The organism is Isoptericola croceus, assembly GCF_029382255.1.
Taxonomy (GTDB): Bacteria; Actinomycetota; Actinomycetes; order Actinomycetales; family Cellulomonadaceae; genus Isoptericola; species Isoptericola croceus.
In genome coordinates this window covers 21,696-44,709 of sequence record NZ_JARLLG010000004.1, presented here as the reverse complement: position 1 = coordinate 44,709, position 23,014 = coordinate 21,696, and the positions used below count along the sequence as shown (strand labels likewise).

The following is a 23,014-nucleotide window of genomic DNA, read 5'->3' as shown; positions in this document are numbered from 1 at the left end:
GATCCTGGCATACCGGCCCGGTCGTGACACGGGCACCGGTCACTGCCCGAGGAAGGCCTTCGCGAACGCTCGCTCGGCATCGCTGAGCAGGTCCCTGCCGAACACGGCCGCCACCGTGGTTCCCCAGAAGTACCGGGACACGTAGGAGTACACGTCGGTGGGACCAGGTCCCATGTCGCGCCAGCGACCGCGCAGCTCGGGCACACCGCGGACGTCGACGAACATCGGGGCGATGCTCGGGCCGTGCGTCGGGGGGTACGGCCCGGGAACGTGGGGGACGTACTGCAGGGCGGTGAACGTCGGCGGGACGCCCTGCGCGGAGCGCAGGACGTCGTCGAAGGACGCCTGTACCGCTCTGATCGCCTCGGCCAGGTTCGCCGCCGCCTTCGGTTCGAGCTCGACGCGGTCGCCGTAGGCGACCCAGCCCTCCGGCTTGCGTGTCGAGGCGACGTGCAGCCCGGTCCTGTTCTCCTCGCCGTGCATGGCACGAGACAGCAGACCACCGATCGTCTGCCGGGAGAGGGCGCTCTCACCGGTCCACGCCGTGTCGTTGAGCAGGCGCCGCGGTGTGCGGATGTGGCCCGAGGCGAAGAGGTCCGTGAGGTAGTGGTCGGCGAACGCGTTCATGGCGATCGCGCGGTTGAGGTCGTGCGGCGCCATCGCGCAGGCGGCCGCGTGACCGGCCAGGTAGGCCTTCTCTGCGTCCTTGCCGAAGTGGTCCATGTTCGCGATGGCCAGGCGGATGAACCGTCCCGGCTTGCGCCAGAGCCCGTACGCCCCTTCGCTCGCCGGGGCTCCGCCGGTCACCTCGTTCCAGGCGTAGCTGAGCGAGTCACCGAGGTCGGCGAACGCCTTCTCCGGACTGGCCGGGTGAGCCACGACGACGGCTTCCCACTCCTCCTCCATCAATCGCAGGATCGCGTGCAGCTCGCCGCGGTCCGCGGTCCACAGGGTGTTGAACGCCTCGTCGAAGAGCCGTTCCCGGTCGCTGGTGGTGCTGCCGTCGCTGATGGGCTTCTCGCCCGGGACGCCGTAGAAGTCGCCACCCAGCGCCACCACCTGGCCGTAAGTGAGCATCTCCGACTGCCCACCCGGGCCGCCCGGGTCGAGCCGGACCATGACCACCCCGTCGCGGGTGGGGACCGACACCCCGGGCTGATGGAGCCTGACGTGGTCGCCGGCGTACCGGTGTTCCGATGCCTCCATGAGGATCACCTCTCTGTTCGGGCCGTTACTACCGAGGGAGGGCGCCGCCGCGTCCGTGTGACATCGGCGATCGGGTGAAAGATGCCCGAGGCGAACGTTGCCTCGTGCGCGGCCACCTCCGAGCGCAACGCGTAAGTCTGTGCTTACATATATCCATGGACATCTTCGAGGCGATCGGCACCCCGCACCGCCGCCGCATCGTCGAGCTGGTCGCCGCCGGTGAACGCACCGCCGGCGAGATCGCCGCGCACTTCGACATCTCCCGCCCCGGCGTCTCCCAGCACCTGAGCACCCTGGTCGCAGCCGGCGTGCTCACCGTCCGCAAGGCCGGCCGCGAGCGCCGCTACACCCTGCACGCCGAGGCCCTCGCCGAGGCGGGCTCCTGGCTCGAGGCCCAGCAGTCCCGATGGAACGACGCGCTCGACCGGCTCGAGCGCGAGATCGCAGCCGACGAGGAAGGTTGACCATGACCACCCTGAACGACGCCCGAGGCACCCTGGGCCTGGACCCGTCCGGTGCCGCTCAGATCCAGTTCGTCCGCCGCCTGCCCGTGCCCCCGGCGCGTGCCTGGGCATGGCTCACCGAGCCCGAGCTCCTGCAGCGCTGGTTGCCGGGGTGCCGGATCGAGCCCCGCGTGGGCGGCACCGCCGTCTTCGACTTCGGCGAGGAGGGCACCGCCACCGGCGAGGTGACCGCCGTCGCGGAACCCCACCACCTGACGCACACCTGGGTCTGGGACGGCGTGCCGGACTCGCTCGTGCGCTGGGGCCTCGAGGCCGACGACGGCGGCACGCGCCTGACGCTGACGCACACCGACGTGGCCGCGGGGCCGGCGCCGGAGTTCGCGGTCGGCTGGCACGTCATGCTCGACGCCCTCGTGCTGGCTGCCGACGGCGCGGACGACGCCGTGGAGGCCGCGTGGTCGCGGATCGAGGCCGTGGCACCCCTCTACGCCGATTGACGACTCCGCTCCGGTAGGTTCTTGCGCCATGAGACCTGCTGCCGTCCCTGCTGTCGGACGAGACCGATCGACGCTCGAACGCTGGGGCCGCAGCGCCTGGGCCTTCGTCGGGCTGGCGCTCGCCGCCGTCGCCGTCTACTACGGCACCTCGATGATCTCGGGCCTGGTGATCCCGCTGATCGTCGCGCTCGTCGTCGGCGCGCTCTTCGCCCCGCTGTGCTTCCGGCTGGCCCGCTGGATGCCCCGACCGCTCGCCGCGATCGTCGTGCTGCTGGCCCTCCTGCTGGTCGCCGTCGGGACCATCGGCATGGCCGTGAGCGGCGTCGTGCAGCAGGCCACCGAGATCGGCCGGCAGCTCACCGAAGGGTTCGCCGCGCTGCAGGCCTGGGCGGCCGACCTCGGGGTCGACCTCCCGGAGTTCGGTGGCGGTGCCGACGACGGCCTCCCCGAGTGGGGCACCATGCTGCTCTCGGGCTTCACGGCGCAGCTCGGCAACGTGTTCTCCGGCACGGCTGCCCTGGCCATGGGGACGTTCGTCGGGATCTTCCTGCTCTACTTCGTGCTGGCGGACTGGGACCAGCTGACCCGCTGGACCGCACGCAACCTCGGTGTCGCCGAGGACATCGGCGCCGGGATCATCGGCGACGGCACGTGGGCGATGCGCCGGTACTTCCTGGCCCTGACCGTCTCGAGCATCGTCGTGTCGATCCTCGTGGGCGTCGCCGCCTGGCTCCTCGACCTGCCGCTGGCCTTCACCATCGCCGTGATCACGTTCATCACCTCCTACGTGCCGTTCCTCGGCGCGATCGTCTCCGGCGCCTTCGCCGTGCTCATCGCGCTCGGGTCCGGCGGGTTCGTCCCGGCCCTGGTGATGCTGGCCGTCATCCTCATCGCCCAGAACGCGGTGCAGACCATCATCCAGACCTTCATGACGCAGGGCGCCCTCAAGCTGCACCCCATCGTCATCCTGGGTTCCACGATCGCCGGCGGTGCGCTGTTCGGGCTGCTGGGCGCGGCGCTGTCCACCCCGGTGGTGGCGATCCTCATCAAGATCTCCGAGAGGTTCCGCGCGCTCGAACGTGCGGCAGCCACGCCGGTCGACGGCGGCATCCCGCCCGCCGAGGGCGCCGCGCCGGCCGCGCCGTAGGATCGTCCGATGCTCTCCTCGTCGCGTCGCGCCGTCGCACGCCTCTTCTGGCGCCTCAGCCGATGGACCTTGCGCAGCGAGCCCGTGCCGCAGCGTGCGGGGATCCTCATCGGTGCACCGCACACGTCCAACTGGGACTTCGTGCTGATGATCGCCATCTCGTGGCGGCTCGACATGGACATCCGCTGGCTGGGCAAGCACACCCTGTTCAGCGGCTGGAAAGGCCCGGTCATGCGGGCGCTCGGTGGCATCCCCGTCGACCGCCGCGACCCGTCGCGCGTCGTGCTCGACGTCCTGGAGCACGTGGCCCGCGGCGAGGTGTTCCACCTGGTCGTCACCCCGGAGGGGACCCGCTCGGGCGACGGCTGGAAGTCCGGCTTCTACCGCATCGCAAGCGAGGCCGGCCTGCCGGTCACCCTCGGCTACGTGGACCGCACCACGATGACCACGGGCCTCGGACCCACCCTGGAGCTCACCGGCGACGTCGGGGCGGACATGGACCGCGTCCGCGCCTTCTACGCCGACAAGGCGGGGTTCAACCCGAAGCTGCGCACGGAACCGCGGTTGCGCTCGGAGCCCGACGGCGTGTGACGCCCGGCCGGGGCCAGACCGCACAGGTCCTCGCGGGGCTCCGCGGGCACGAGGCCGGACGACAGTGGCCACTGGTCCTGGAACGCGACGGCGAGGTCGTCGGCCGGGTCAACGTCAACGACATCGTCGGCGGCGTCTTCCAGAACGGACACCTCGGCTACTGGATCGACGGCGCGTTGGCGGGCCGCGGGATCATGACGGCGGCCGTGCGCGCCACCGTCGACCTCGCCCGTTCCGACCTCGGGCTGCACCGCCTGCAGGCGGCGACGCTCGTCCACAACACGGCGTCCCAGCGGGTGCTCGAACGTGCCGGGTTCGAGAAGATCGGCATGGCCCCGCAGTACCTGCGCATCGCGGGCGAGTGGCGGGACCACCTGCTGTTCCAGCGCATCCTGCACGGACGCGACAACCGGGAGACGAAAGATCCCGCCTGACCGCCCCAGGGGACGGGCGGCCAGGCGGGAACCCTGGTGCGCGGCCGTCAGCGCTGCTCGTGCGCCACGACCATCGGGCAGGTCACGTCCCGCCCGAGCCGGTCGGCCACCGAACGCAGGATGCGACCGGCGATCGGCGTGTGCCGGCGTCCGCCCACCACCACCAGGTCGTGGCGACCAAGCCGCGAGGTCAGGACGTCGACGCTGGAACCGTGCTCTACCTCGACCGACCACTGCACGGTGGGGTACTTCTCCTCCCAGCGCCGCATCTCGTCGTGCAGGCTCGCCAACGCCTCGTCCTGGTACTGGTGGACCCACGCTCCCGCCGCCGCGTACGGCCCCGCGATGAAGTCCTGCTTCAGCGCGTGGACCGCCACCAGCGGAGCGCCGGCAAGCCGGGCCTCGTCGAAGGCGCGGTCGAGCACCCGTCCCAGGTGGTCGTCGAAGTCGACGGCGGCGACGACCCGCCACACGGGTCCGACGGCGTCGGCCGGAGAGACGGACTGCAGCGCCACGGGGTCGATCGGCACCACGGCGACCGGCCCGCGAGCCATCGCCGAGAGCGCCGTGGACACCGAGCCCAGCACGAGCCGGTCCAGCGCGTGCAACCCCCGCTTCCCGACGACCACCAGGTCGCTCGCGGCAGAACGGTCGACCAGCACCCCGGCCGGGGCGCCCTCGACGACCTCGACGTCGACGTCGTCGGCGTCCGGCACCGCGCCGGGCCGCTGGACGCGTGCGTCAGCCAGGTGACGCAACGCCTTGTCGACCACGTCCTGCGCCTCCGCCCGGAGGGCCTCGGGCCCGAGCCCGTACCCGTCGACCAGGGGCACCGTGGTGACCTCATAGGCGCTCAGCAACGTCAGGGACGTACGACGGCGCACCGCCTCGGCCGCCGCCCAGTCCAGAGCCTGGCCGCCGGCCGACGATCCGTCGATCCCGACGACCACCCCGTACCGCTTGGTGTTCATGGCATCCTCCTTCGCTTGAACACCAGTACGCCACGGCGGACACCGGCCCCGGCAGGGGCGCTCGCCCCTTGCCGAGAGGCCGAAGGTCCCGGGCCGGACAGCACCGACGCCGCTACCGTTGCCCCATGACCGACGACGCGGACGTCCTGCTCGAGGCCGTGCTGTCCGTCGGCCGTGGTCTGGAGCTCGAGGGCACGCTGTACCGGGTCGTGCAGGCGGCCGCCGACATCGCCGACGCGCGGTACGCCGCCCTCGGCATCCTGGGTGAGGACGGGCAGATCGCCCAGTTCCTCACCGTCGGGCTCAGCGAGGACGAGATCCGCGCCATCGGCCCGTACCCTCGCGGGCGTGGACTCCTGGGCGAGCTGATCCGGCACCCCGCCCCGCTGCGGCTCCCCGACATGGCCGCGGACCACCGGTCGGTCGGGTTCCCCGCCCACCATCCGCCGATGCGGACCTTCCTCGGCGTCCCCCTGCAGGTGCGCGGCAACCCGTTCGGCAACCTCTACCTCACGGACAAGCGAGGGGGCGGGGAGTTCACCGCGGACGACCAACGACTCATCGAGGCGCTCGCCTCCGCCGCGAGCGTCGCCGTCGAGAACGCCCGGCTCTACGACGAGGCCACCCTGCGGGAGCGGTGGGCGCACGGCAACGACGAGATCTCCCGCCGGGTGCTCGCGGGAGACACTCCGGAGTCGGTGCTCGACGCCGTGGCCCGCGAGGCCGTGCAGGTCGCGGCGGCGGACGTCGCGGTGCTGGCGACCGTCGACGACGACGCTCCGGACCACCTGCGGGTGCGCTCCGCCCACGGCCCCGGCACCGACGGCCTGGTAGGCACCCGGCTCCCGCTGCAGGGCACGTTCGCGGCGGAGGCCTACACCGCCGGCCAGGCCGTCGTGACCCGTGACGCCGCGTCGGACCACCGCCAGACGCTCTCCTTCAACCCGCCGAGCGTCGTCGGGCCTCTCGCCGCGATGCCGCTCGGCGGGCCCGGCCGGACGGCCGGCGTCCTGACCGTCGGACGGCGGGCGGGCACACCGCCGTTCCCCCGGGTCGTCGTCGACGCGCTGGCGGCGTTCGCCTCGCAGGCCGCCGTGGCGCTCGAGCTCGCCGAACGACGGCGCGACGCCGAGCGGCTCGCGGTCGTCCGCGACCGCGACCGCATCGCCCGCGACCTGCACGACCTGGCGATCCAACGGCTGTACGCCACCGGACTGTCGCTGGAAGGGGTCGGCCGGCGGATGCAGGAGCGGCCCGAGGCGAAGGGTGACGCCGAGCGTGTCGAACGCGCGGTCGGTGACCTCGACGAGACGATCAGCCTGATCCGCACCACCATCCGGGGGCTGCAGCCGTCCACCGGTGCGGTCCGCCGGGTCGGTCTGCGCGCCCGGCTCGTCGCCGAGGTCGACGCCGCGTCACGCACCCTGGGCTTCACCCCCGCCCTGCACATGGCAGGGGCTGTGGACACCCTGGTGCCGCCGGCCACGGCGGACCACCTCGTGGCGGTGCTGCGCGAGGCGCTGTCGAACGTCGCGCGGCACGCCGAGGCGCGACGCGTCGGGGTGGAGCTCGTCGCCGGGGACGACGTCGTCCTCACGGTCGCCGACGACGGTCGCGGCATCCCGGCCGACGCCGCACGGAGCGGTCTGGCCAACCTCGAGCGCCGAGCCGCGGACCTCGGCGGGACGTTCACCGTCGAACGAGACCAGCCGGGCACCGCACTGCACTGGCGCGTCCCGCTGAACCTGTAGGGACGCCGTCGGCGGCTGCGCTCAGTGTCCCTGCTCGAGCCGGGTGGAGAGCACGGCCGCCTGCACACGGCGCTCCAGGCCCAGCTTCGCCAGCACGTTGGACACGTAGTTCTTGACGGTCTTCTCGGCGAGGTACAGCTCGGCGCCGATCTGCCGGTTCGTCATCCCCTGGCCGATGAGCGCCAGGACGCGCCGTTCCTGATCGGTCAGCTCCGCCAACGGATCGACGTCCGGCTGGTCCTGGGCGCGCATGCGCTCCATGACCAGGCGGGACGCCCGCGGGTCGAGCGTCGACCCGCCGGCCGCAACGGTACGGATCGCCGACAGGAGGTCGCTGCCACGCACCTGCTTGAGGACGTAGCCTGCAGCACCCGCGAGGATCGCGTCGAACAGCGCCTCGTCGTCGTCGAACGAGGTGAGCATGAGGCACGCGACGTCGGTGCTCGACCGCAGCTCGCGGCAGACGCTGACGCCGTCGCCGTCGGGAAGCCGGACGTCCAGCACCGCGACGTCCGGCCGGAGGGCCGGCACCCGGGCCAGCGCCTCGGCAGCCGAACCCGCCTCACCGACGACCTCGAGGTCGGGTTCGGCCTCGAGGAGGTCGGCGACACCACGGCGGACCACCTCGTGGTCGTCCACGAGGAAGACCCGCACGGTCTGTTCGCTCATGGCGACCACGCTACGCACTCAGCGCAGGATCGGGTAGCGCTGCACCGGGCGGGAACGATGTCGTCACCCCTGCTCGTGCGCGACGATGACGGGGCACTCGACGTCCCGGCCGAGCCGGTCGGCGTCCGACCGCAGGATCCGCCCGACGATCGGGCTGTGCCGCCGACCGCCGACGACGACGAGGTCGTGCCGGCCGAGCCGCTGGGTGAGAACGTCGGTGACCGACCCGTGCGCCATCTCGATGGTCCACTCCACCGTCGGGTACTTCTGCGTCCACCGGTTCAGCTCGTCCTCGAGACGAGCCGTCGCCTCACCCTGGTGCTGGTGCACCCACGCCGTCTCCATCGCGTACGGACCCGCGATGAACTCCGAGGGGAGGGCGTGCACGAGCAGCAGCGGGGCACCCGCGTGCTGGGCCTCGTCGAAGGCGAGCTCGAGCACGCGGTCCAGGTGGTCGTCGAAGTCGACGGCAGCCACGACCCGCCACACCGGCCCGACGAGGTCTCCGGGGCAGGCCGAGCTCTCGGCCACGGGATCGAACGGCACGACTGCCACCGGCCCTCTCGCCCTCGCCGACACGGCCGCGGAGACGGACCCCAGGACGATGCGGTCGAGAGCGTGCAGTCCACGCCGTCCGACGACGACGAGACCGCTCGTGCCGGAGAGATCGACGAGCGCTCCGGCCGCCGACCCGCGGATCGTCTCCCAGCTGATGTCGTCGACGGCCGGCACCAGGCCGGCGCACTCCGTGCGGGCCCTCGCCAGCCGTTCGGCCGCCCGACCGACGACTTCCGTGGCCTCGTCCCGCATCACCTTGGGCCCGACCCCATAGCCCGCCTGACCCGGGACGGTCGTGAGGTCGTAGGCGTTCAGCACGGTCAGCGTGGTCCCCCGGCGGACTGCCTCGGCCGCCGCCCAGTCGAGCGCCTGGTCGCTGGCCGTCGAACCGTCCACACCGACGACCACTCCGTGGTGCCTGGTCATGTCAGCCTCCTTCGATCCTGCGTGTCATGGGGTCACGCCGACGACCTCGAGGCCAGGATCGGCCTCGAGGAGGTCAGCGGCACGGCGGACGATCCAGCGACGCGCTCAGCGCAGGATCGGGTAGCGCTGCACCAGGTCGGTCGCCGCCCAGCGACGGCCGAGCCCGAGCGTGTCCCCGGCCGCCACGGCGGCGAGACCGATGAGGAGCACGGCCTCGATGAGGTGGTCGTCCAGGAACGGGTTGACCTCGATCGGCAGGGCGGCCATCCACATCATGACCAGCAGGACGACACCCGAGACGGCGGCGATCCGCATCCCGATGCCCAGCGCGAAGGCCAGGCCGATGCCGAGCAGGCCGAGCATGAACAACCAGTCGATGACGGCGACCCCGGCCAGTCCGCCGAAGAACCCGGCGAACGGACCCTCGACGTTGCTGAGGAAGCCCTCGGTCGGCGAGCCCCCTGCGATCCAGGCCCTCTCGGCCGGCGTCCCCAGCCCGAGCCCGAACGTCTTGTCCGCGAAGGCCCACAGGAACTGGAAGGCGATGAGCAGCCGGAGCACCGCGAACGTGGTCGCCGCGACGGGCGACAGCCCGGTGCGCTCCGGAGTGGTGGGCATGGTCGGGTTGCCCCGGACGGCGGCAGTCATGGCGTCCTCCTACGACCGGGCGGCCCGGCCCTCGCTGCCCGGGCCTCTCCCGGGCGACGAGACCAGCATCGCCGTCGGGCATGGTGCGACGGGAGGGTGCAACGGCCCTGGTCCGGGGGTACGTCGACCCTGCCGTGGGGACCGAAGGTCCCGATCAGGACAGGCACGTAAGTCCCGACCGGCCGGGGACACTACGTGGTGTGAGCACCCCATCCCCCGGTGTCCCCGCACCGGCCGGCGCGGACGGCGACCCCGCCGCGCGCCTCGCCACGCTGTGGGACGCGCACGCCGTCCGCGTCCAGGCCTACCTGCTGCGCCACAGCGACCCGGACACCGCCCAGGACCTGCTGTCCGAGACGTTCCTTGTCGCCTGGCGGCGGCTGGCCGACGTCCCCGACGACGCCCTGCCGTGGCTGCTCGTCGTGGCCCGCAACCTCCGGCGCAACGCCGAGCGTTCCCAGTCCCGGCGCCGTCGTCTCGACACCGAGCTGGCCCACCTCGAGAACGCGGCGCCGCCCACGGCCGGGTCGCCCGAGTCGTTCGCCACCGAACGCGACGTGCTGCTGCGCGGTCTGGCCGCGCTCACCGAGCGAGAGCGAGAGGCCATCCTCCTGGTCGCCTGGGACGGGCTCGCGCCCGCCCGGGCCGCCGACGTCGCCGGGTGCACGACGGCGGCCTTCCACGTCCGTCTGCACCGGGCCCGACGGCGGTTGGCCTCGTTCGTCGACGACGACACCCCCACCCTGCGTGCTGTCGCCAGCACCACCTCACCCACCCGGAGGTCGGCATGAGCGCCCACGACATGAACGACCGGCTGGCCCGACTCGCCCCGACGTCGTCGCCGGACCCCGTGGGTCTCGAGGCGGCGCGCGCCGCGGTGTTCGACGCCGCCCGGTCCCACGGTCCGTCCGACGCTCCGACCCAGCTCCACACCCGGCGGGGCCGCGCGCACGGTGATGCCCACGTCGTCGACCTCGACGACGACTCGCTCGACGACGTCGTGCCGCTCGACGTGGCCCGCCGGCGGCGGAAGCACCGATCCTCGGTGGCCGCCGTAGCGGCCGGCGGTGTCGTGGTGGCGGCTGCCGCGGTGGTGCTCTCCCCGGTGGGGCCGGGGATCCTCCCGGCCTCGCCCGAGCGGAGCTGCGCGGACCGACTGACGGCGTCGATCAACCTGCCCGCCGACAGTACTTTCGAGCTGTCCTGGCACACGGTCGCACAGGAGTCCTGGCCCGACACCGATCTGGCGTTGCTCGTGAGCGACAACAGCGATCTCGCCGGCTACTGCACCGAGACGCGGGCGGGGGACAGCTCGACGAGGTCCAGCAGGACCTGGTCCGTGCCGGACGTCGACCTCGCTGACGACCAGGTGCTCCCGCGAGGAATCACGACCGAGGTGAAGTCCGTCGCCTGGGGGGTCGCGGGACCTGAGGTCTCTGCCGTCGACGTGCTGATCGAGTGGACCGACGACTCGCGCGACTCCGGGATGGTCGGCGAGGCACGGATGACCGACGACGGCTACTGGTCCTTCTTCTTCTCCCGGCGCGACCACGAGACCGGGCAGGTCGTCCCGCCCGACGCTGACATCACGCTCATGTGGCGGCTGGCGGACGGCACCGAGCGGTCGATGTCGCTCGACGAGGCCTGGCCGGGCGTCGACGCCACCACCCCGCTGGCCGAGGCGCGCCGCCAGGTGTGCCGGTCCGGCCTGCAGCCGGTGCTCGAGGAGGTCCGCGACGGGATCGGTGTGACGCTCCTCGCGGACGGGGCCGCCAGAACGGTGCTGTGCATGCAGGACGCAGGTCCGCCGTACGCCCAGCGGTTCAGCAGCAGCGGGACGAGCTCTGTCGAGACTCCTGCCGCCCAGGAGGCCATCGCGGTAGCCGGTGGAGGGTCAGGAACCGCTGGCGCGCTCTTCGGCCGCGCCGGCGAGGACGTCGCGCGGGTCGAGGTCCAAACCTCCGGCGCCCGGTTCCAGGCCGAGGTCGTCGACGGCTACTGGGTGGTGTGGGACACCGACCTGGGCACCGTTGACGACCTCGGCCCGTGGCAGGACGCCACGCTCCGCTGGTACCTCACCGACGGCTCGCTGGGCGGTGAGGGCACCGTCTTCGAGTAGACCCCTCAGCCGCCGACCGGCGTCTTCGCTCCGTCCGCGCCGTCGTCGGACGCGTCCTCCGCCTCGTCGGCGTCCTGCGGCGCCGCACCTGGCGCCGGGATGACCGCCACCACCTGCGGCTCCGTGAGCACGGTCCCCCGGCGACGGCGACGCCGGACCAGCAGCACCGGAACGAGCACGAGGAGCGCGAGCAGGACCAGCCCGCCGACGACGACGCCGAGCCCCACCCACAGTGCCCGGTCCGCCTGCTCGGTCGTCTCGTCCGCGAGCGCCGAGGCCTGGTCGAGGTCGCCGGCGGTGAGGGCGTCCCGCGCCTCGGCCGCGGTGGCCTCGACGTCGAGCAGCGACTCGCCCAGCTCGGTGATCGGGTCGCGCTCGGCGGCGACGGCGTCGGAGACCTCGCTGACCTGCTCCATCGTGGTAGCGGCCTGAGGTAGGAGCGTCGCGAGCTCCTCGTACTCCGCGTCGGACTCGGCGTCCTCGTAGGCGGCGCGCACTGCCTCGGGAACCTCGAGCCCGGTGGCCTCGGCGGTCTGCTGTACGGCGAGCGCGTCCGGCGCGACGGGCTCGAGGACGGCGACCGCGTCGGCAGCCTCGTCGAACTCCCAGTCGGTCATGGCTCGCCGCAGCCCGAGCGGCACCTGCCATGCGCCGTCGGCCTCGTCGAGGCTCGCGTAGTCCGTGCGGGCGTCGGTGCGCTCGTCGAGGAGCCCGGCCCGAGAACGGTCCACGACCCACTTCTCGTAGACCTCGGTGCCGTCCACGCCGCCCCGTTCGGCGACCAGGTCGAGGAACCGCTGCCAGTCCACCCGACCGGAGTTGGTGCGGGCGCTGCCGGGCTGCTCGTAGGCACCCTCACCGGCGTAGGCGGCTGAGACCACGGCGGTGAACTGCTCGTCGTCGAGGTCACCGAGCATCTGTTGCACGGCGGCGTAGGAGGCCGCGTAGGCGTAGGTCTCGATGTCGTGGTCACGCTCGGTCTCGGACCAGTCGAGCAGCGGCAGGGCGCCCTTCGCCTTGCGCCTCGGGACCTCGCGGGGCTCGCCCTCGCCGTCGACGGCGTCGATCACGCGGTACGCGGTGGTCTCGGTCAGACCTTCGTAGAGCCAGCGGCCCTCGAACCGCTCGTCGTCGAACCAGGCGTGGCCGAGCTCGTGGAAGAGCGTCGCCTCGTCGAGCTCCTCGCCCAGGACGATCTCGTTCCCGGCGGCGTCGAACCAGGCGTAGCCGAGCACCTGCGGGGAGACGTCCTCACGGATGGTCTCGATGCGGCCCGGCCACGGGGCGTCGAGGAGCGACTCCAGGACAGGCAGGCCGACGGTGACCCGGTCGGCGGCGAACTCCAGCCAGGTGTCGTCGCCGGGAAAGCCCTGCAGCGTCAGGGTGGCGTCACCGACGGTGACCTCTCGTTCATCAGCCTTGGCCGCGTCACGCACGGAGACGACGGACCAGACTCCCCAGTCCTTGCTGTACTCGTCGAGGGTGTAGACGCTCTTCTTGCCCTGCTGATCGCGCGTGAAGTCGGCGGTGGCGTCGAACTTCATGGACTTCGGCACCACGACCTCGACGCTGACCTTGCCGGGGTCACCGGTGGCCTGGGCGGCGAACGTGCCGTACCCGGGACCGACGCGGGTCCATCGGTCGGAGCGGATCGGCGCGCCGGCGATCTCGTAGGTCCACACGATGGTGCGGCTCCGCCCGTAGCGCAGCGGCGAGAACGTCGCGGTGGCCCACTGGACGTTCGGCTCGTCGGACTCCGACGCCAGACGCACGGTCAGCGACGACCCACCGCTCGTGGCCCGGACGTTCTTCGCGCTGGCCGGCACGGCGACGCTGTAGGAGTTCCAGTAGTAGTAGGTGTTGCCGCGGTCCGGCGTCACGTTGGTGATGGTCGTCGTGACCTTCGCCGTGACCGAGCCCTTCGCCTTGACCACGTACCGGGCGTGCGTCTCCTCGGTGATCCCGTTGGCGGCGTCCGCCGGGGTCACCCCCGCCGGCGCGACGACCAGCCCGCCGAGCCCGAGCGCGAGCGCGACCAACCCGGTCGCCGCGCTGCGGAGCAGGCGCCCCGGGGATGCCGTTCGGGTCCGGTCCGCGCGCGCCACGTCTGCTCCGTCATGTTGTTCGTCCGACGGCCTGGCGGTCGTCGCAGGTGATGGTAGCGGGACTGGTTGACCGGTCGGTATCCCAGAAGTCGGGTCGCGCGCCTTGACACCAGATGGTTACCGGGTAACCATCTGTACTTACTCAGTAACCCCTGGAGGTACCCGTGTCCGTCCGGCAGGGAATCCTGGCGCTGCTCAGCGAGCGGCCCATGCACGGCTATCAGCTCCGGCAGGAGTTCGAGTCCCGCACCGGTGGCACCTGGCCACTCAACATCGGCCAGGCGTACACCACGCTGCAGCGCCTCGCGCGCGACGGCCTGGTCGAGCCGGTACCCGCCGACGACGCCGAGGCACCGGAGCGCTTCCGGCTCACCGCCCCCGGACGCGCCGAGGCCGACGGCTGGTGGACCAGGCCGGTCCCCCGGACAGCACCCACGCGCGACGAGCTCGCGATCAAGCTCGCGCTCGCCGTCACGGTGCCCGGCGTGGACCTCACCGCCGTCGTCCAGCAGCAGCGCACCGAGACGCTCCGCGCCCTGCGCGACTACACCCGGCTCAAGCGGGATGCCGCGAGCGAGCCCGACGGACTGGCGTGGTCCCTCGTCCTCGAGTCGCTGATCTTCGCCGCCGAGGCCGAGGCACGTTGGCTCGACCACGTCGAGTCCACGGTCACCCGCGCCGCCACCCAGCGCGCCGCCACCACGAGCGCCGTGCCCGACGGCGGCACTCCCGCCCGGCCCGAACCTGCCCCGAGCGAAGCACCGGACGCCGGCACCGCCGTCGGGCACGACGGGAGCGCGCGATGAACGCCCCCGCGATGCTGCGGATGCACGGCGTGACCCGCACGCACGGCGAGGGCCCCACCCGCGTCGAGGCCCTGTGCGGCATCGACCTCGAGGTGCGCATGGGCGAGCTCGTCGCCGTCATGGGCCCGTCCGGGTCGGGCAAGTCCACGCTGCTCAACCTCGCCGGCGGGCTCGACACGCCGTCGTCGGGCACCGTCACGCTGGGCCGCGACGACGTCGGCGCCCTCGACGCCACGAGCCGCGCACGCCTGCGCCGACGGCATGCCGGCTACGTGTTCCAGGACCTCAACCTGGTGCCCGCCCTGACCGCGCTGGAGAACGTCATGCTCCCCCTCGAGCTCGACGGGCAGCCCACCCGGCGTGCGAGGGCCGAGGGCACCGCGGCACTGGCCGCCGTCGAGCTCGACCACCTGGCCGACCGCTTTCCTCACGAGATGTCCGGCGGCCAGACCCAACGCGTCGCGATCGCGCGTGCGCTGGTCGGCCCCCGACGCCTCGTGCTGGCCGACGAACCCACCGGCGCCCTGGACTCGGTGACCGGCGACGCAGTGCTGCACGTCCTGCGCCAGCGCGTCGACGCCGGCGCCGCCGGACTGCTCGTCACGCACGACGCCCGACACGCCGCCTGGGCAGACCGCATCGTGTTCCTGCGCGACGGGCGCCTCGTCGACTCGACCGGCACGGCAGCCGGACCAGACTCGCTGCTCGATCGCGCGGTCCGTGCATGAGCGCCGGACTCTCCCGCCTGCTCGGCCGCTGGCGCGTCGCGCTGCGCTACGGACGGCGCGACGCTCGTCGCAACAAGGGGCGGACGACGTTGGTCGCGTCGATGGTGGCGCTCACCGTCGGCGCCGGAGTCTTCCTCGCCAGCGCGATCTATGCCCAGGCGGACACCCCTGAGCGGCGGGTCGAGCAAGCGCTCGGACCCCGACTGCAGGCCTCGATCACCGCTGCGGCCGGCCCGGTGCTGCAGGACCCGCGGGGCAACGCCGCGCCGGCGGGCGACGACGGCCTGGGCACGGAACCCGAGCCCGTGCCCCTGACGGAGTTCGAGGACACGGTCTCGCGCTCGCTGCCAGCCGACGACACCCGGCTGCTCAGCCTCCGGCACGGTGTCCGCCTCCACCACGGCGGCAGGGTCCGCGACATCGAGGTCATGCAGAGCGATCTCGAGGTCCCCGAGCTGGCCGCCGCGCTCCCCCTCGCGGCCGGCACCCTGCCCGATGACGGCGAGATCGCCCTCGATGCCGACGTCGCGGCCGAGCTGGGGCTCACCGTGGGCGACAGCGTCGACGTCGAGCACCCGTCCGCCGACGGTGCATCGCGCGAGACCGCCACCGTGACCGTCGCCGGGCTGATCCGCGACACCCCGTTCTGGTACGGCGAGGCAATCGTGCCGGCAGACGGCCTGCTGTCGGCGCCGGAGACCTCTGTGGCCAACGGCCCGCTCGTACCGCAGGTCACGTGGTTCGTCGCCGGGGGACAGCCCGTGACCTGGCACGATGTCCTCGAGCTCAACGACGTCGGCGCCGTCGTGACCAGTCGTGACGTCCTGCTCGACCCACCGTCGACGGACGCCGTGCCGTACTACGACGTCTACGCCGAGGCCGTGGCCGCCGACAGGACCGACCTGGTCCGGTCCTGGTCCGCCGTCGGCGCCGTCGCCGCCGTCGCGCTGCTCGAGGCCGTGCTGCTCATCGGTCCCGCGTTCGCCGTCGGGACGCGACGCTCGGCCCGCTCACTAGCGCTGATCGCCGCCTCCGGCGGGTCGCGGCGCACGCTACGCGCCGTCGTGCTCAGCACCGGGGTGGTGGTCGGCCTGGGCGGTTCCCTGCTCGGGGCCGCCCTCGGGCTCGCCGGGGTGCTGGTCCTCGCCGCCACCACGACAGGCAGCCTCGCCGGTGTCGTCGTGCCCTGGTGGATCGTCGCCGCCATGATCGCCGTCGGCACGCTCATCGCCACCATGGCCGCCTGGCTGCCAGCCCGGGGAGCAGCGAAGACCGACATGGTCGCCGTACTCGGCGGACGCCGCACCGAGGCCGCCGCCCGCCGGTGGCCCGCCGCCGTCGGTACCGCGCTGGGCGCCGTCGCGTTCGGCGGCGCGCTCGTGGCCGGTATCGCCGCGATGCCGCTCCTGGTGGCGGCCGGTGTGGTGGTCGGCGAGATCGGTCTCGTGCTCGCCTGCGGCGGCATCGTCGCACTGCTCGGGCGCCTTGCTCGGCATCTGCCCCTGACGTGGCGCTTCGCGCTGCGGGACGCCGCCCGCCATCGGGGACGAACCGCACCTGCCCTCGCCGCAGTCCTCGTCGCCGTCGCCGGGGCGTCGGGCGGGTTGGTGTACTCCACGGCGATGTCGCACTTCGACGAGCGATCCCAGGCCCTGACGGCGGCGCCCGGCGCACTCGTCGTCGCCGCCTCGCAGGGCGATGCCGACCCGACGCTCGCCCCTGCGGACGCCGACCGGGTCGCGGACCTGATGCGGGACGTCGTCGGCCCGGACACCGAGATCCTCGAGATCTCCGTGCTGCGCTCGGGCGAACCTGGCATCGACCTGTCCGTCTGGCCCGAGAGCCCGCCCGACCACCATATCGGCGGAATCACCCACGGAGGTGGCGCCGTACCCGGACCCGTGGTCGACGGCGGCGCCCTGGCCGAGCTGCTCGGCCTGCCCGACCCGGCCGCCGCGCGTGCGGCACTGGCCGACGGCAGGGCAGTGGTGCAGGCCGGCGAGGTCGGGGACGACGGCACCGCGCACCTGATGCTGCACCGGTGGGACACCGAGGCGGGGCAGGAACTCACCGGCGACACCCTTGAGGTGCCGGCGATCGGCCTCGGCGACCCGCTCGGCCCGTCCAACACCAACTACCCGGTGCTGCCGCCGTCGTTGGTGGCCGAGCTCGGGGCGACCACCGCCGTCGGCGGCTTGATCGCCATGCCGGGCGAACCCCTCTCCCGGACCGATCGGGACACCTTGCAGGCCGAGCTCGACGCGGCATTCCCCGGGGCGGAGATCGGATGGTGCTCGGTGTGCGCGGAAGTGGCCACCGGGGTCGAGGAGTACGGCACGCCGCAGTGGATCACATCACTGGCGATCATCGTGAGCACCGGCCTCCTGGCCCTCGCCGCCGCCTGGATCGCCGCTGCGCTCGCCGCGACCGAGGCGCGACCGGACCTCGCGACGCTCGCCGCCGTGGGGGCACCACCGCGGCTGCGCAAGCGGATCGTGGCGGCGCAGGCCGGCACGGTCGCGGCCATCGGCTCGGTGCTGGGCGCCTTGTCCGGTATCGCGCTCGGTGCCGCGTTCGTCCTGCTCAGACGGCACGAGCAGGGAACGTCCGACATCCGGTGGACCGTCGAGGTGCCCTGGGCCACCCTCGGTGCGACCGTCGTCGGGCTCGTCGTCGTCGCCGTCGTCGTCGCCTGGCTGGTGACACGGTCCCGGGAGGTGATCACCCGCCGGCTGGCGACGTAGACGGTCCCCCTCGGCTCGCGCACCGCTTCCCCGTGCGGTAGACCGGAGGCACAAGACACCGGGGGGTCGTCATGTATTCCGAGGCCGGATCCACAACCATCGCGCTGCTCACGGCGTGCACCGACCCGGATCTCGGGATCCGGTCGCGGGTCGTCCAGGAGCTTCTCGACGAGGCCAGCCGCGATCCACAGCTGGCCCGCCAGGTCATGACCACGATGCTCACCGCGTCCGTCATGTCGCTGCGCGCCTACACCGAGGCCGCGGAACGGGATCCCTCCGAGGTCCTGCAGGCGCTCGGGCTGTCCTGGTCCGCCCGGACCCTCGGGGTCTGAGGCTCAGACGCACCCCACCGCACGGTGCCCTCTCTGCGCTGGCCGCCTGAGCCACGAGCGGGCTGGCCACGAAAGCACCACCTGGGCGTTACTTTCGTCACTCCAGGTGCGGGACATCGCGAAGAAACCGCCGACGAAGTCGAGATCACTGTGCCAAGACGTCGCCAGACTCGTCGCCGCACAGATCTGCGCATCCATGTCATGACCCTCGAACCGCAGGACGTCAGGCTCATCGACGGCATGCCTACGACCACCCCGGAGCGCACGATCGCGGACCTGGTGCGCTCCGGCCACGACCTGAGTCACGTCGCCGGCGTCTTCGGCGACGCCGTCCGCACCGGTCAGACGACGACCGAGCGCACGCGCCAGGGCCTGCTGCGGGTACTCGGCGAGAGTCGCACCCAGACTGCCTGGCCGACGATTCTGCGCACCGCCGAACTCGACCCCACCAGCATTGTCGAGCACCTGAGACGCTGGGCGAACAGCCCCGCACAGGGCGAGACCGCTGACCCTAGCGCGTGGCTGCCACTGCTCACAGATGCCGGGACGGACTCGTCGACGGACTCTCCTGCCGGCACATCTGGTCAGGATGAGAGCGCGGCGAGCGCATGAGCCCCCGGTCAGCAGGACAGGTGTGGCGCTCGGTCAGCGACCGTGCCCGAGTCATGAGCAAGCAGACCGGACGGCCGAAGGACGCCTTGGTCCGCGAGTACGCCTTCGACCGTCTGCTGGCGCGAGTGTTCGCCGACGAAGACGAGCGGTGGGTACTCAAAGGAGGGGGCGCGCTGCTGCGGCGGGTCGGCGATGCGCGCTACACGGTCGACGTGGACCTGTTGCGTCGAGGTGTCACGCCCGATCAGGCGGTCGAGGACCTGCGGTCGGCACTGGAGAGGGATGTCGGTGACCCCTTCACGTTCCAGGTGACCAGGACTGTCGAAGTCGGCTCCGAGCTCCAGCCGAAGGTACGCACAATGCGCGTACAAGTGGAGATGTACGCCGGCACGAAGCCGTTCCCGTTCCACATCGATCTGGTCACGGGGTCGCTCATGACTGCCGACCCAGAAGCCGGCGCCAAGATCCCCGACATCGTTGTGCCGTAATACACGCCGTCGACCGTACTCCTGTATCCGATCGTCGACCATGTCGCCGACAAGGTGTGCGCCACCGAGACCTCCTACGGCGGATATCCATCCGGCCGAGTGCACGATCTGGTCGACATCGTGGTGATCGCTCGCAGCCACGTGCTCGATCTCGGCGCGCTGCGAGCTGCGAGCTGCGATCACAGCGGAGCGAGGACACCGCGGCCTTCCCGAGCGCCGCGAGTTCAACCCACCGGCCGAGTGGGCGACCCGCTACGGCAGGTCGGCCGCGCAGACGGGCTATTGCCGCGCATGGACTCCCGTCTCCGACCAGTGACAGCGACCGCTCGGACGACGAATCAGCCGCAAGTGCGCGCCTGACGCGCCCCGGCCCTCAGTGCAGACGGTTCGACACGGACTCCGCGTCGCGCATGACCCGCAGCATGTTCCGGCTCGTGAGCTGGCCGAGGTCCGCGTCCGACCATCCCCGCTCTGCTAGCGCCTCCAGCAGGGCGGGGTACCCCGAGACGTCGGCGAGCTCCGGGGCGAACCCGTCCGCGCCGTCGTAGTCCCCGCCGAGTCCTACGTGCTCGACGCCCGCCACCTCCCGGACGTGCTCGACGTGCTCGACGACGTCGGTCAGCCGGGACGGTGGCGCCGGGTTCTCCTGGCGCCACCGGGCGAGGAAGGCGCTGAACGTCGGGTAGTCGTTGACCCGGACGCCCTCGGCCTCAGCCACGTCCTCGGCGGCGGCCTTCCACTGTGCGACCTCCGGCGTCACGAAGTGCGGGACGAACGTGACCATGCAGACGCCGCCGTTGTCCGCCAGGCGGACCAGGACGTCGTCGGGCACGTTGCGGGGGACGTCGCAGACGGCGCGGGCACTGGAGTGGGAGAAGATGACGGGTGCCTGGCTGACCTCGAGGGCGGCGTGCATGGTGCCGTCGGCGACGTGGGAGAGGTCGACGAGCATGCCGAGACTGTTCATCTCGCGCACCACCTCGCGGCCGAAGCCGTTCAGCCCCCCGTGCTCGCTCGGGAGGTCCGTGGCGGAGTCCGCCCACGAGGTGTTGTCGTTGTGCGTGAGCGTCATGTACGACACGCCCAGTGCGCTGAACATGCGGAGCACGCCGAGGGACCCGTCGATGGAGTGACCTCCCTCGGCACCCAGCAGGCTGGCGATCCGGCCGTGCGCCCAGGCCTCCTCGACGTCGGCGACGCTCACCGCGAGCTGGAGCTGGTCGGTGTTGCGGGCGACCATCCGGTGCACGGCGTCGATCTGCTCCAGCGTCGCCACGACGGCCTCGGCACCGGGCAGCGTGGAGGGCACGTAGACCGACCAGTACTGGGCGCCCACGCCCCCCGCGCGCAGCCGCGGGATGTCGGTCTGGGTGCGGCCCCTGGTGGAGCCGGAGATGTCGAGCCGGTCCCAGTCGTAGGCGACCTGCTCACGGGCTGCCCACGCCAGGTCGTTGTGCCCGTCCCAGACGGGCTGGTCGGCCAGGATGTCCCGGACTCGTTCGCTCACCATGCTCGCGACCCTAGCCCGCGAACCTCCGGACCGGCGCCCGCAGGTCGTGGACCCGACCGGCGGGGACCGTCCTCAGAACCGTAGACCGTGCTTCTGCAGGAGCGGCTCCGTCGCCGCGAAGTCGACCTCCGCGCCGTACTGCTCCGCCAGAGCCGGGAGCGCCTCGGGCACTTGCTCGAACTCTGGGTCGGCGAGTCGTCGGAAGAGCTGCTCGATGCCCCCGGGCACGATGATCTCGAGCACGCGCAGCTCGTCCTCGCCAGCGTTCCAGAACGTGTGCCACCGCCCGCGTGGCTTGAGCACGAGGTCGCCGGGCGACGCGGTCACCTCGGCTCCGTCCTCGATCACGCCGAGGGTGCCCGCAAGGACGAAGCTGTACTCGTCCTCGCGATGGTGGCGGTGCAGGGGCGCGGCGAGCACCCGGGGGTCGAGCACGTGCTCGACCAGCGCGACGCGGCCGCCCGAGCCGGCACTCTCGAGCAAGTAGCGGTCGACGTTGCCTGCGCTGCCCGTCCTGTCGCCGGAGCCCGCGCGCACGACCCGCGGTCCGGAGGTTCCCGTGCTCATGCCAGCAACGCTAGACCGACGGCGCGAGCCATGGAATACCACGAAAGTGGCATGTCGCCTGCGACCACAGCGCCTAGCATGGGCACATGGACGCGGCCGTGGCCAGCCGTGCCACCGCCAAGATCGCGGAGCTCGCCGTCGCGAGCGACGACCTCGCGAGATTCTGGCGCGCCTGCGGAGACGTGCTTGCCGACACGGTGCCGCACTTCCGCTCGCCGTGCTGGTTCACGCTGGACCCGGCATCCCTGATCATGACGAGCCACTTCCAGAGCGGGCTCACGGAGTTTCCCCCCGAGTGGGCCGCCCAGGAGTACGCCGACGACGGCGACGTGCATCACCTCGCCGACGTCGCGCGGTCGCGGTCAGGCATCTCGACGCTGCACGAGGCGACCGGTGGGCGTCCCGAGACGAGCGCTCGCTGGCACTCGAACATGGTCTACGGCGGAGATCAGGAGCTGATGGCCGCGCTCCGCGCCCGGGACGGCAGGGCCTGGGGGGTGATGAGTCTCTACCGCGAGCCGGACCGCCCGGCCTTCGCACCCGACGAGCTGCGCTTCGTCCGGACGGTCGCGCCGATGCTGGCCGACGGCGCCCGGCGCGGCCTCCTGATGGGCGAGGCCCGTGACCCGGAGGGTCCGGGTGCACCAGGACTCGTCGTGCTGGACGACCGCTGGTGCGTCGAGTCGAGCTCGCCCGAGGCAGACCGCTGGTTGCTCGACCTCCCGGACGGGCGGTGGGCTGCCGGCCGTCTGCCCACCGCAGTGCTGGCGGTCGCGGGGAGGGCGGCGTCGATCACCGAGACGCCTGGCACGGCCGACCGTCGAGAGGTAGCTGTCGCGCGAGTGCTCACGCGATCCGGGACGTGGGTCGTGCTGCACGGCGTCCCCCTCGCGGCGCAAGGCGGACGTCGGGTCGCCGTGATCGTGGAGCCCGCTCGTCCTGAGCGGATCGCACCACTCCTGATGGCTGCGTACCAGCTCACCCGACGCGAGCAGGAGCTGACCCGTCTCGTGCTCACGGGGTGCTCGACGGCGGAGATAGCGGCTGCCCTGGTCATCTCACCGCACACGGTGCAGCAGCACCTCAAGAGCGTGTTCGACAAGACCGGGGTGCGCAGCCGCCGCGAGCTCGTGAGCTCGGTCTTCCTCGCGCACTACGAGCCTCGGCTGCGCGACAACGAGCGCCGGACGGGCGAGCAGCGGCCGATGCGCGGCGGACCGATGCCCGGCACCGGCCGCTCGTAGCGGCGGCCGGTGCTACCTGCTGCGCCCGCGCAGCCGGTCGATCTCTCGCCGCTCCCGCTTGGTCGGCCGACCGGTGCCACGGTCGCGCAGCCCGACGGCGGCCCGTTCCTCCCGCGTGGGTACCGGGGGGCTCTGGTCCTCGTACGCCTTGACCGCGAGCGGCGCCCCGACGCGCTTGGGGAGCAGCTCACGGACGACGACGATGCGCTCGCGCAGCGGGTCGCGCCACGTGATGCGGTCGCCGACCGCCACCGACGTCGCCGGCTTGGCGACCGTGCCGTTGACCCGTACCCGCCCGGCGCGCAGCGTGGACGCGGCGACCGACCGGCTCTTGAAGAGCCGCACCGCCCACAGCCAGATATCGACCCGCATCCGTCTACTTTCCCACAGCGCTACC

General features: G+C 72.3%; 24 protein-coding genes. 15 read left to right on the top strand and 9 right to left on the bottom strand.

The genetic code is table 11. The annotated features are described in order from the left end of the window. Positions 1-39: 39 nt before the first annotated feature. The gene (locus PZC42_RS10730) at positions 40-1,206 is read right to left on the bottom strand and encodes a hypothetical protein (RefSeq protein WP_277210878.1); all 1,167 of its coding nucleotides are present in this window, start codon (positions 1,204-1,206) and stop codon (positions 40-42) included. Between the two features lie 155 nt (positions 1,207-1,361). Between PZC42_RS10730 and PZC42_RS10725 the strand changes: the two genes are divergently transcribed. Genes PZC42_RS10725 through PZC42_RS10705 form a run of 5 tightly spaced genes read left to right on the top strand, consistent with a single transcriptional unit; the run spans position 1,362 to position 4,339 of the window. Beyond that, a complete protein-coding gene (locus PZC42_RS10725; protein WP_277210876.1) occupies positions 1,362-1,670 on the top strand; it encodes an ArsR/SmtB family transcription factor in 309 nt (102 codons plus the stop codon). Between the two features lie 2 nt (positions 1,671-1,672). Beyond that, positions 1,673-2,167: an SRPBCC family protein gene (locus PZC42_RS10720; protein ID WP_277210874.1), complete on the top strand. Its 495-nt coding sequence runs from the start codon at positions 1,673-1,675 to the stop codon at positions 2,165-2,167. A gap of 28 nt (positions 2,168-2,195) precedes the next feature. Beyond that, positions 2,196-3,314, top strand: a complete 1,119-nt coding sequence (locus PZC42_RS10715; protein ID WP_277210873.1) for an AI-2E family transporter — start codon at positions 2,196-2,198, stop codon at positions 3,312-3,314. A gap of 9 nt (positions 3,315-3,323) precedes the next feature. Beyond that, positions 3,324-3,905, top strand: a complete 582-nt coding sequence (locus PZC42_RS10710) for a 1-acyl-sn-glycerol-3-phosphate acyltransferase (RefSeq protein WP_277210871.1) — start codon at positions 3,324-3,326, stop codon at positions 3,903-3,905. Further along, positions 3,902-4,339 carry a GNAT family N-acetyltransferase gene (locus PZC42_RS10705; RefSeq protein WP_277210869.1) on the top strand — a complete coding sequence of 146 codons (438 nt, stop codon included), beginning with the start codon at positions 3,902-3,904 and terminating at the stop codon, positions 4,337-4,339. The genes PZC42_RS10710 and PZC42_RS10705 overlap by 4 nt, the downstream gene beginning before the upstream one ends. A 47-nt stretch (positions 4,340-4,386) precedes the next feature. Here PZC42_RS10705 and PZC42_RS10700 read toward each other — a convergent pair whose 3' ends face one another. Then, complete coding sequence (locus tag PZC42_RS10700; RefSeq protein WP_277210867.1) at positions 4,387-5,310, bottom strand: universal stress protein; 924 nt, start codon at positions 5,308-5,310, stop codon at positions 4,387-4,389. Between the two features lie 125 nt (positions 5,311-5,435). Between PZC42_RS10700 and PZC42_RS10695 the strand changes: the two genes are divergently transcribed. Further along, the gene (locus tag PZC42_RS10695; RefSeq protein ID WP_277210866.1) at positions 5,436-7,061 is read left to right on the top strand and encodes a GAF domain-containing sensor histidine kinase; all 1,626 of its coding nucleotides are present in this window, start codon (positions 5,436-5,438) and stop codon (positions 7,059-7,061) included. A gap of 21 nt (positions 7,062-7,082) precedes the next feature. Here the strand turns inward: PZC42_RS10695 and PZC42_RS10690 are convergent, their stop codons facing one another. The 3 genes from PZC42_RS10690 to PZC42_RS10680 all read right to left on the bottom strand — a co-directional run bounded on the left by PZC42_RS10690 (position 7,083) and on the right by PZC42_RS10680 (position 9,362). Then, positions 7,083-7,730 carry a response regulator gene (locus tag PZC42_RS10690; RefSeq protein WP_277210863.1) on the bottom strand — a complete coding sequence of 216 codons (648 nt, stop codon included), beginning with the start codon at positions 7,728-7,730 and terminating at the stop codon, positions 7,083-7,085. A 63-nt stretch (positions 7,731-7,793) separates the two neighbouring features. After that, a complete protein-coding gene (locus tag PZC42_RS10685) occupies positions 7,794-8,714 on the bottom strand; it encodes a universal stress protein (protein WP_277210862.1) in 921 nt (306 codons plus the stop codon). A gap of 105 nt (positions 8,715-8,819) precedes the next feature. After that, complete coding sequence (locus PZC42_RS10680) at positions 8,820-9,362, bottom strand: hypothetical protein (protein WP_277210860.1); 543 nt, start codon at positions 9,360-9,362, stop codon at positions 8,820-8,822. Positions 9,363-9,562: 200 nt separating this feature from the next. On the opposite strand from PZC42_RS10680, the gene PZC42_RS10675 reads away from it, so the two are divergent. Beyond that, positions 9,563-10,153: an RNA polymerase sigma factor gene (locus PZC42_RS10675; RefSeq protein WP_277210858.1), complete on the top strand. Its 591-nt coding sequence runs from the start codon at positions 9,563-9,565 to the stop codon at positions 10,151-10,153. Next, the gene (locus PZC42_RS10670; protein WP_277210856.1) at positions 10,150-11,481 is read left to right on the top strand and encodes a hypothetical protein; all 1,332 of its coding nucleotides are present in this window, start codon (positions 10,150-10,152) and stop codon (positions 11,479-11,481) included. Before PZC42_RS10675 ends, PZC42_RS10670 begins: the two co-directional genes overlap by 4 nt. Positions 11,482-11,486: 5 nt before the next feature. On the opposite strand, the gene PZC42_RS10665 is transcribed toward PZC42_RS10670, so the two are convergent. Further along, positions 11,487-13,586, bottom strand: a complete 2,100-nt coding sequence (locus tag PZC42_RS10665) for a gluzincin family metallopeptidase (protein ID WP_277210854.1) — start codon at positions 13,584-13,586, stop codon at positions 11,487-11,489. A gap of 164 nt (positions 13,587-13,750) precedes the next feature. Between PZC42_RS10665 and PZC42_RS10660 the strand changes: the two genes are divergently transcribed. From PZC42_RS10660 to PZC42_RS10635, 6 genes are all read left to right on the top strand, one after another. Beyond that, on the top strand, positions 13,751-14,392 hold the full coding sequence (locus tag PZC42_RS10660) for a PadR family transcriptional regulator (RefSeq protein ID WP_277210852.1): 642 nt from the start codon (positions 13,751-13,753) through the stop codon (positions 14,390-14,392). Continuing rightward, on the top strand, positions 14,389-15,120 hold the full coding sequence (locus tag PZC42_RS10655; protein WP_277210850.1) for an ABC transporter ATP-binding protein: 732 nt from the start codon (positions 14,389-14,391) through the stop codon (positions 15,118-15,120). Before PZC42_RS10660 ends, PZC42_RS10655 begins: the two co-directional genes overlap by 4 nt. Continuing rightward, positions 15,117-17,864: an FtsX-like permease family protein gene (locus PZC42_RS10650; protein ID WP_277210848.1), complete on the top strand. Its 2,748-nt coding sequence runs from the start codon at positions 15,117-15,119 to the stop codon at positions 17,862-17,864. Before PZC42_RS10655 ends, PZC42_RS10650 begins: the two co-directional genes overlap by 4 nt. Positions 17,865-17,935: 71 nt before the next feature. Next, positions 17,936-18,196 (top strand): hypothetical protein, encoded by a 261-nt coding sequence (locus PZC42_RS10645; protein ID WP_277210846.1) that lies wholly within the window; start codon positions 17,936-17,938, stop codon positions 18,194-18,196. A gap of 201 nt (positions 18,197-18,397) precedes the next feature. Then, positions 18,398-18,808, top strand: a complete 411-nt coding sequence (locus tag PZC42_RS10640; RefSeq protein WP_277210844.1) for a hypothetical protein — start codon at positions 18,398-18,400, stop codon at positions 18,806-18,808. A 53-nt stretch (positions 18,809-18,861) separates the two neighbouring features. Next, positions 18,862-19,296, top strand: a complete 435-nt coding sequence (locus tag PZC42_RS10635; protein ID WP_277210842.1) for a nucleotidyl transferase AbiEii/AbiGii toxin family protein — start codon at positions 18,862-18,864, stop codon at positions 19,294-19,296. Between the two features lie 373 nt (positions 19,297-19,669). On the opposite strand, the gene PZC42_RS10630 is transcribed toward PZC42_RS10635, so the two are convergent. After that, entirely contained in the window at positions 19,670-20,806 is a 1,137-nt protein-coding gene (locus PZC42_RS10630) for a dipeptidase (RefSeq protein ID WP_277210840.1), read from the bottom strand. A 72-nt stretch (positions 20,807-20,878) separates the two neighbouring features. After that, entirely contained in the window at positions 20,879-21,373 is a 495-nt protein-coding gene (locus tag PZC42_RS10625; protein ID WP_277210838.1) for a cupin domain-containing protein, read from the bottom strand. Between the two features lie 86 nt (positions 21,374-21,459). Between PZC42_RS10625 and PZC42_RS10620 the strand changes: the two genes are divergently transcribed. Beyond that, complete coding sequence (locus PZC42_RS10620) at positions 21,460-22,617, top strand: helix-turn-helix transcriptional regulator (protein ID WP_277210836.1); 1,158 nt, start codon at positions 21,460-21,462, stop codon at positions 22,615-22,617. A 12-nt stretch (positions 22,618-22,629) separates the two neighbouring features. Here PZC42_RS10620 and PZC42_RS10615 read toward each other — a convergent pair whose 3' ends face one another. Further along, positions 22,630-22,989 carry an RNA-binding S4 domain-containing protein gene (locus PZC42_RS10615; protein ID WP_277210834.1) on the bottom strand — a complete coding sequence of 120 codons (360 nt, stop codon included), beginning with the start codon at positions 22,987-22,989 and terminating at the stop codon, positions 22,630-22,632. Positions 22,990-23,014: the final 25 nt, after the last annotated feature.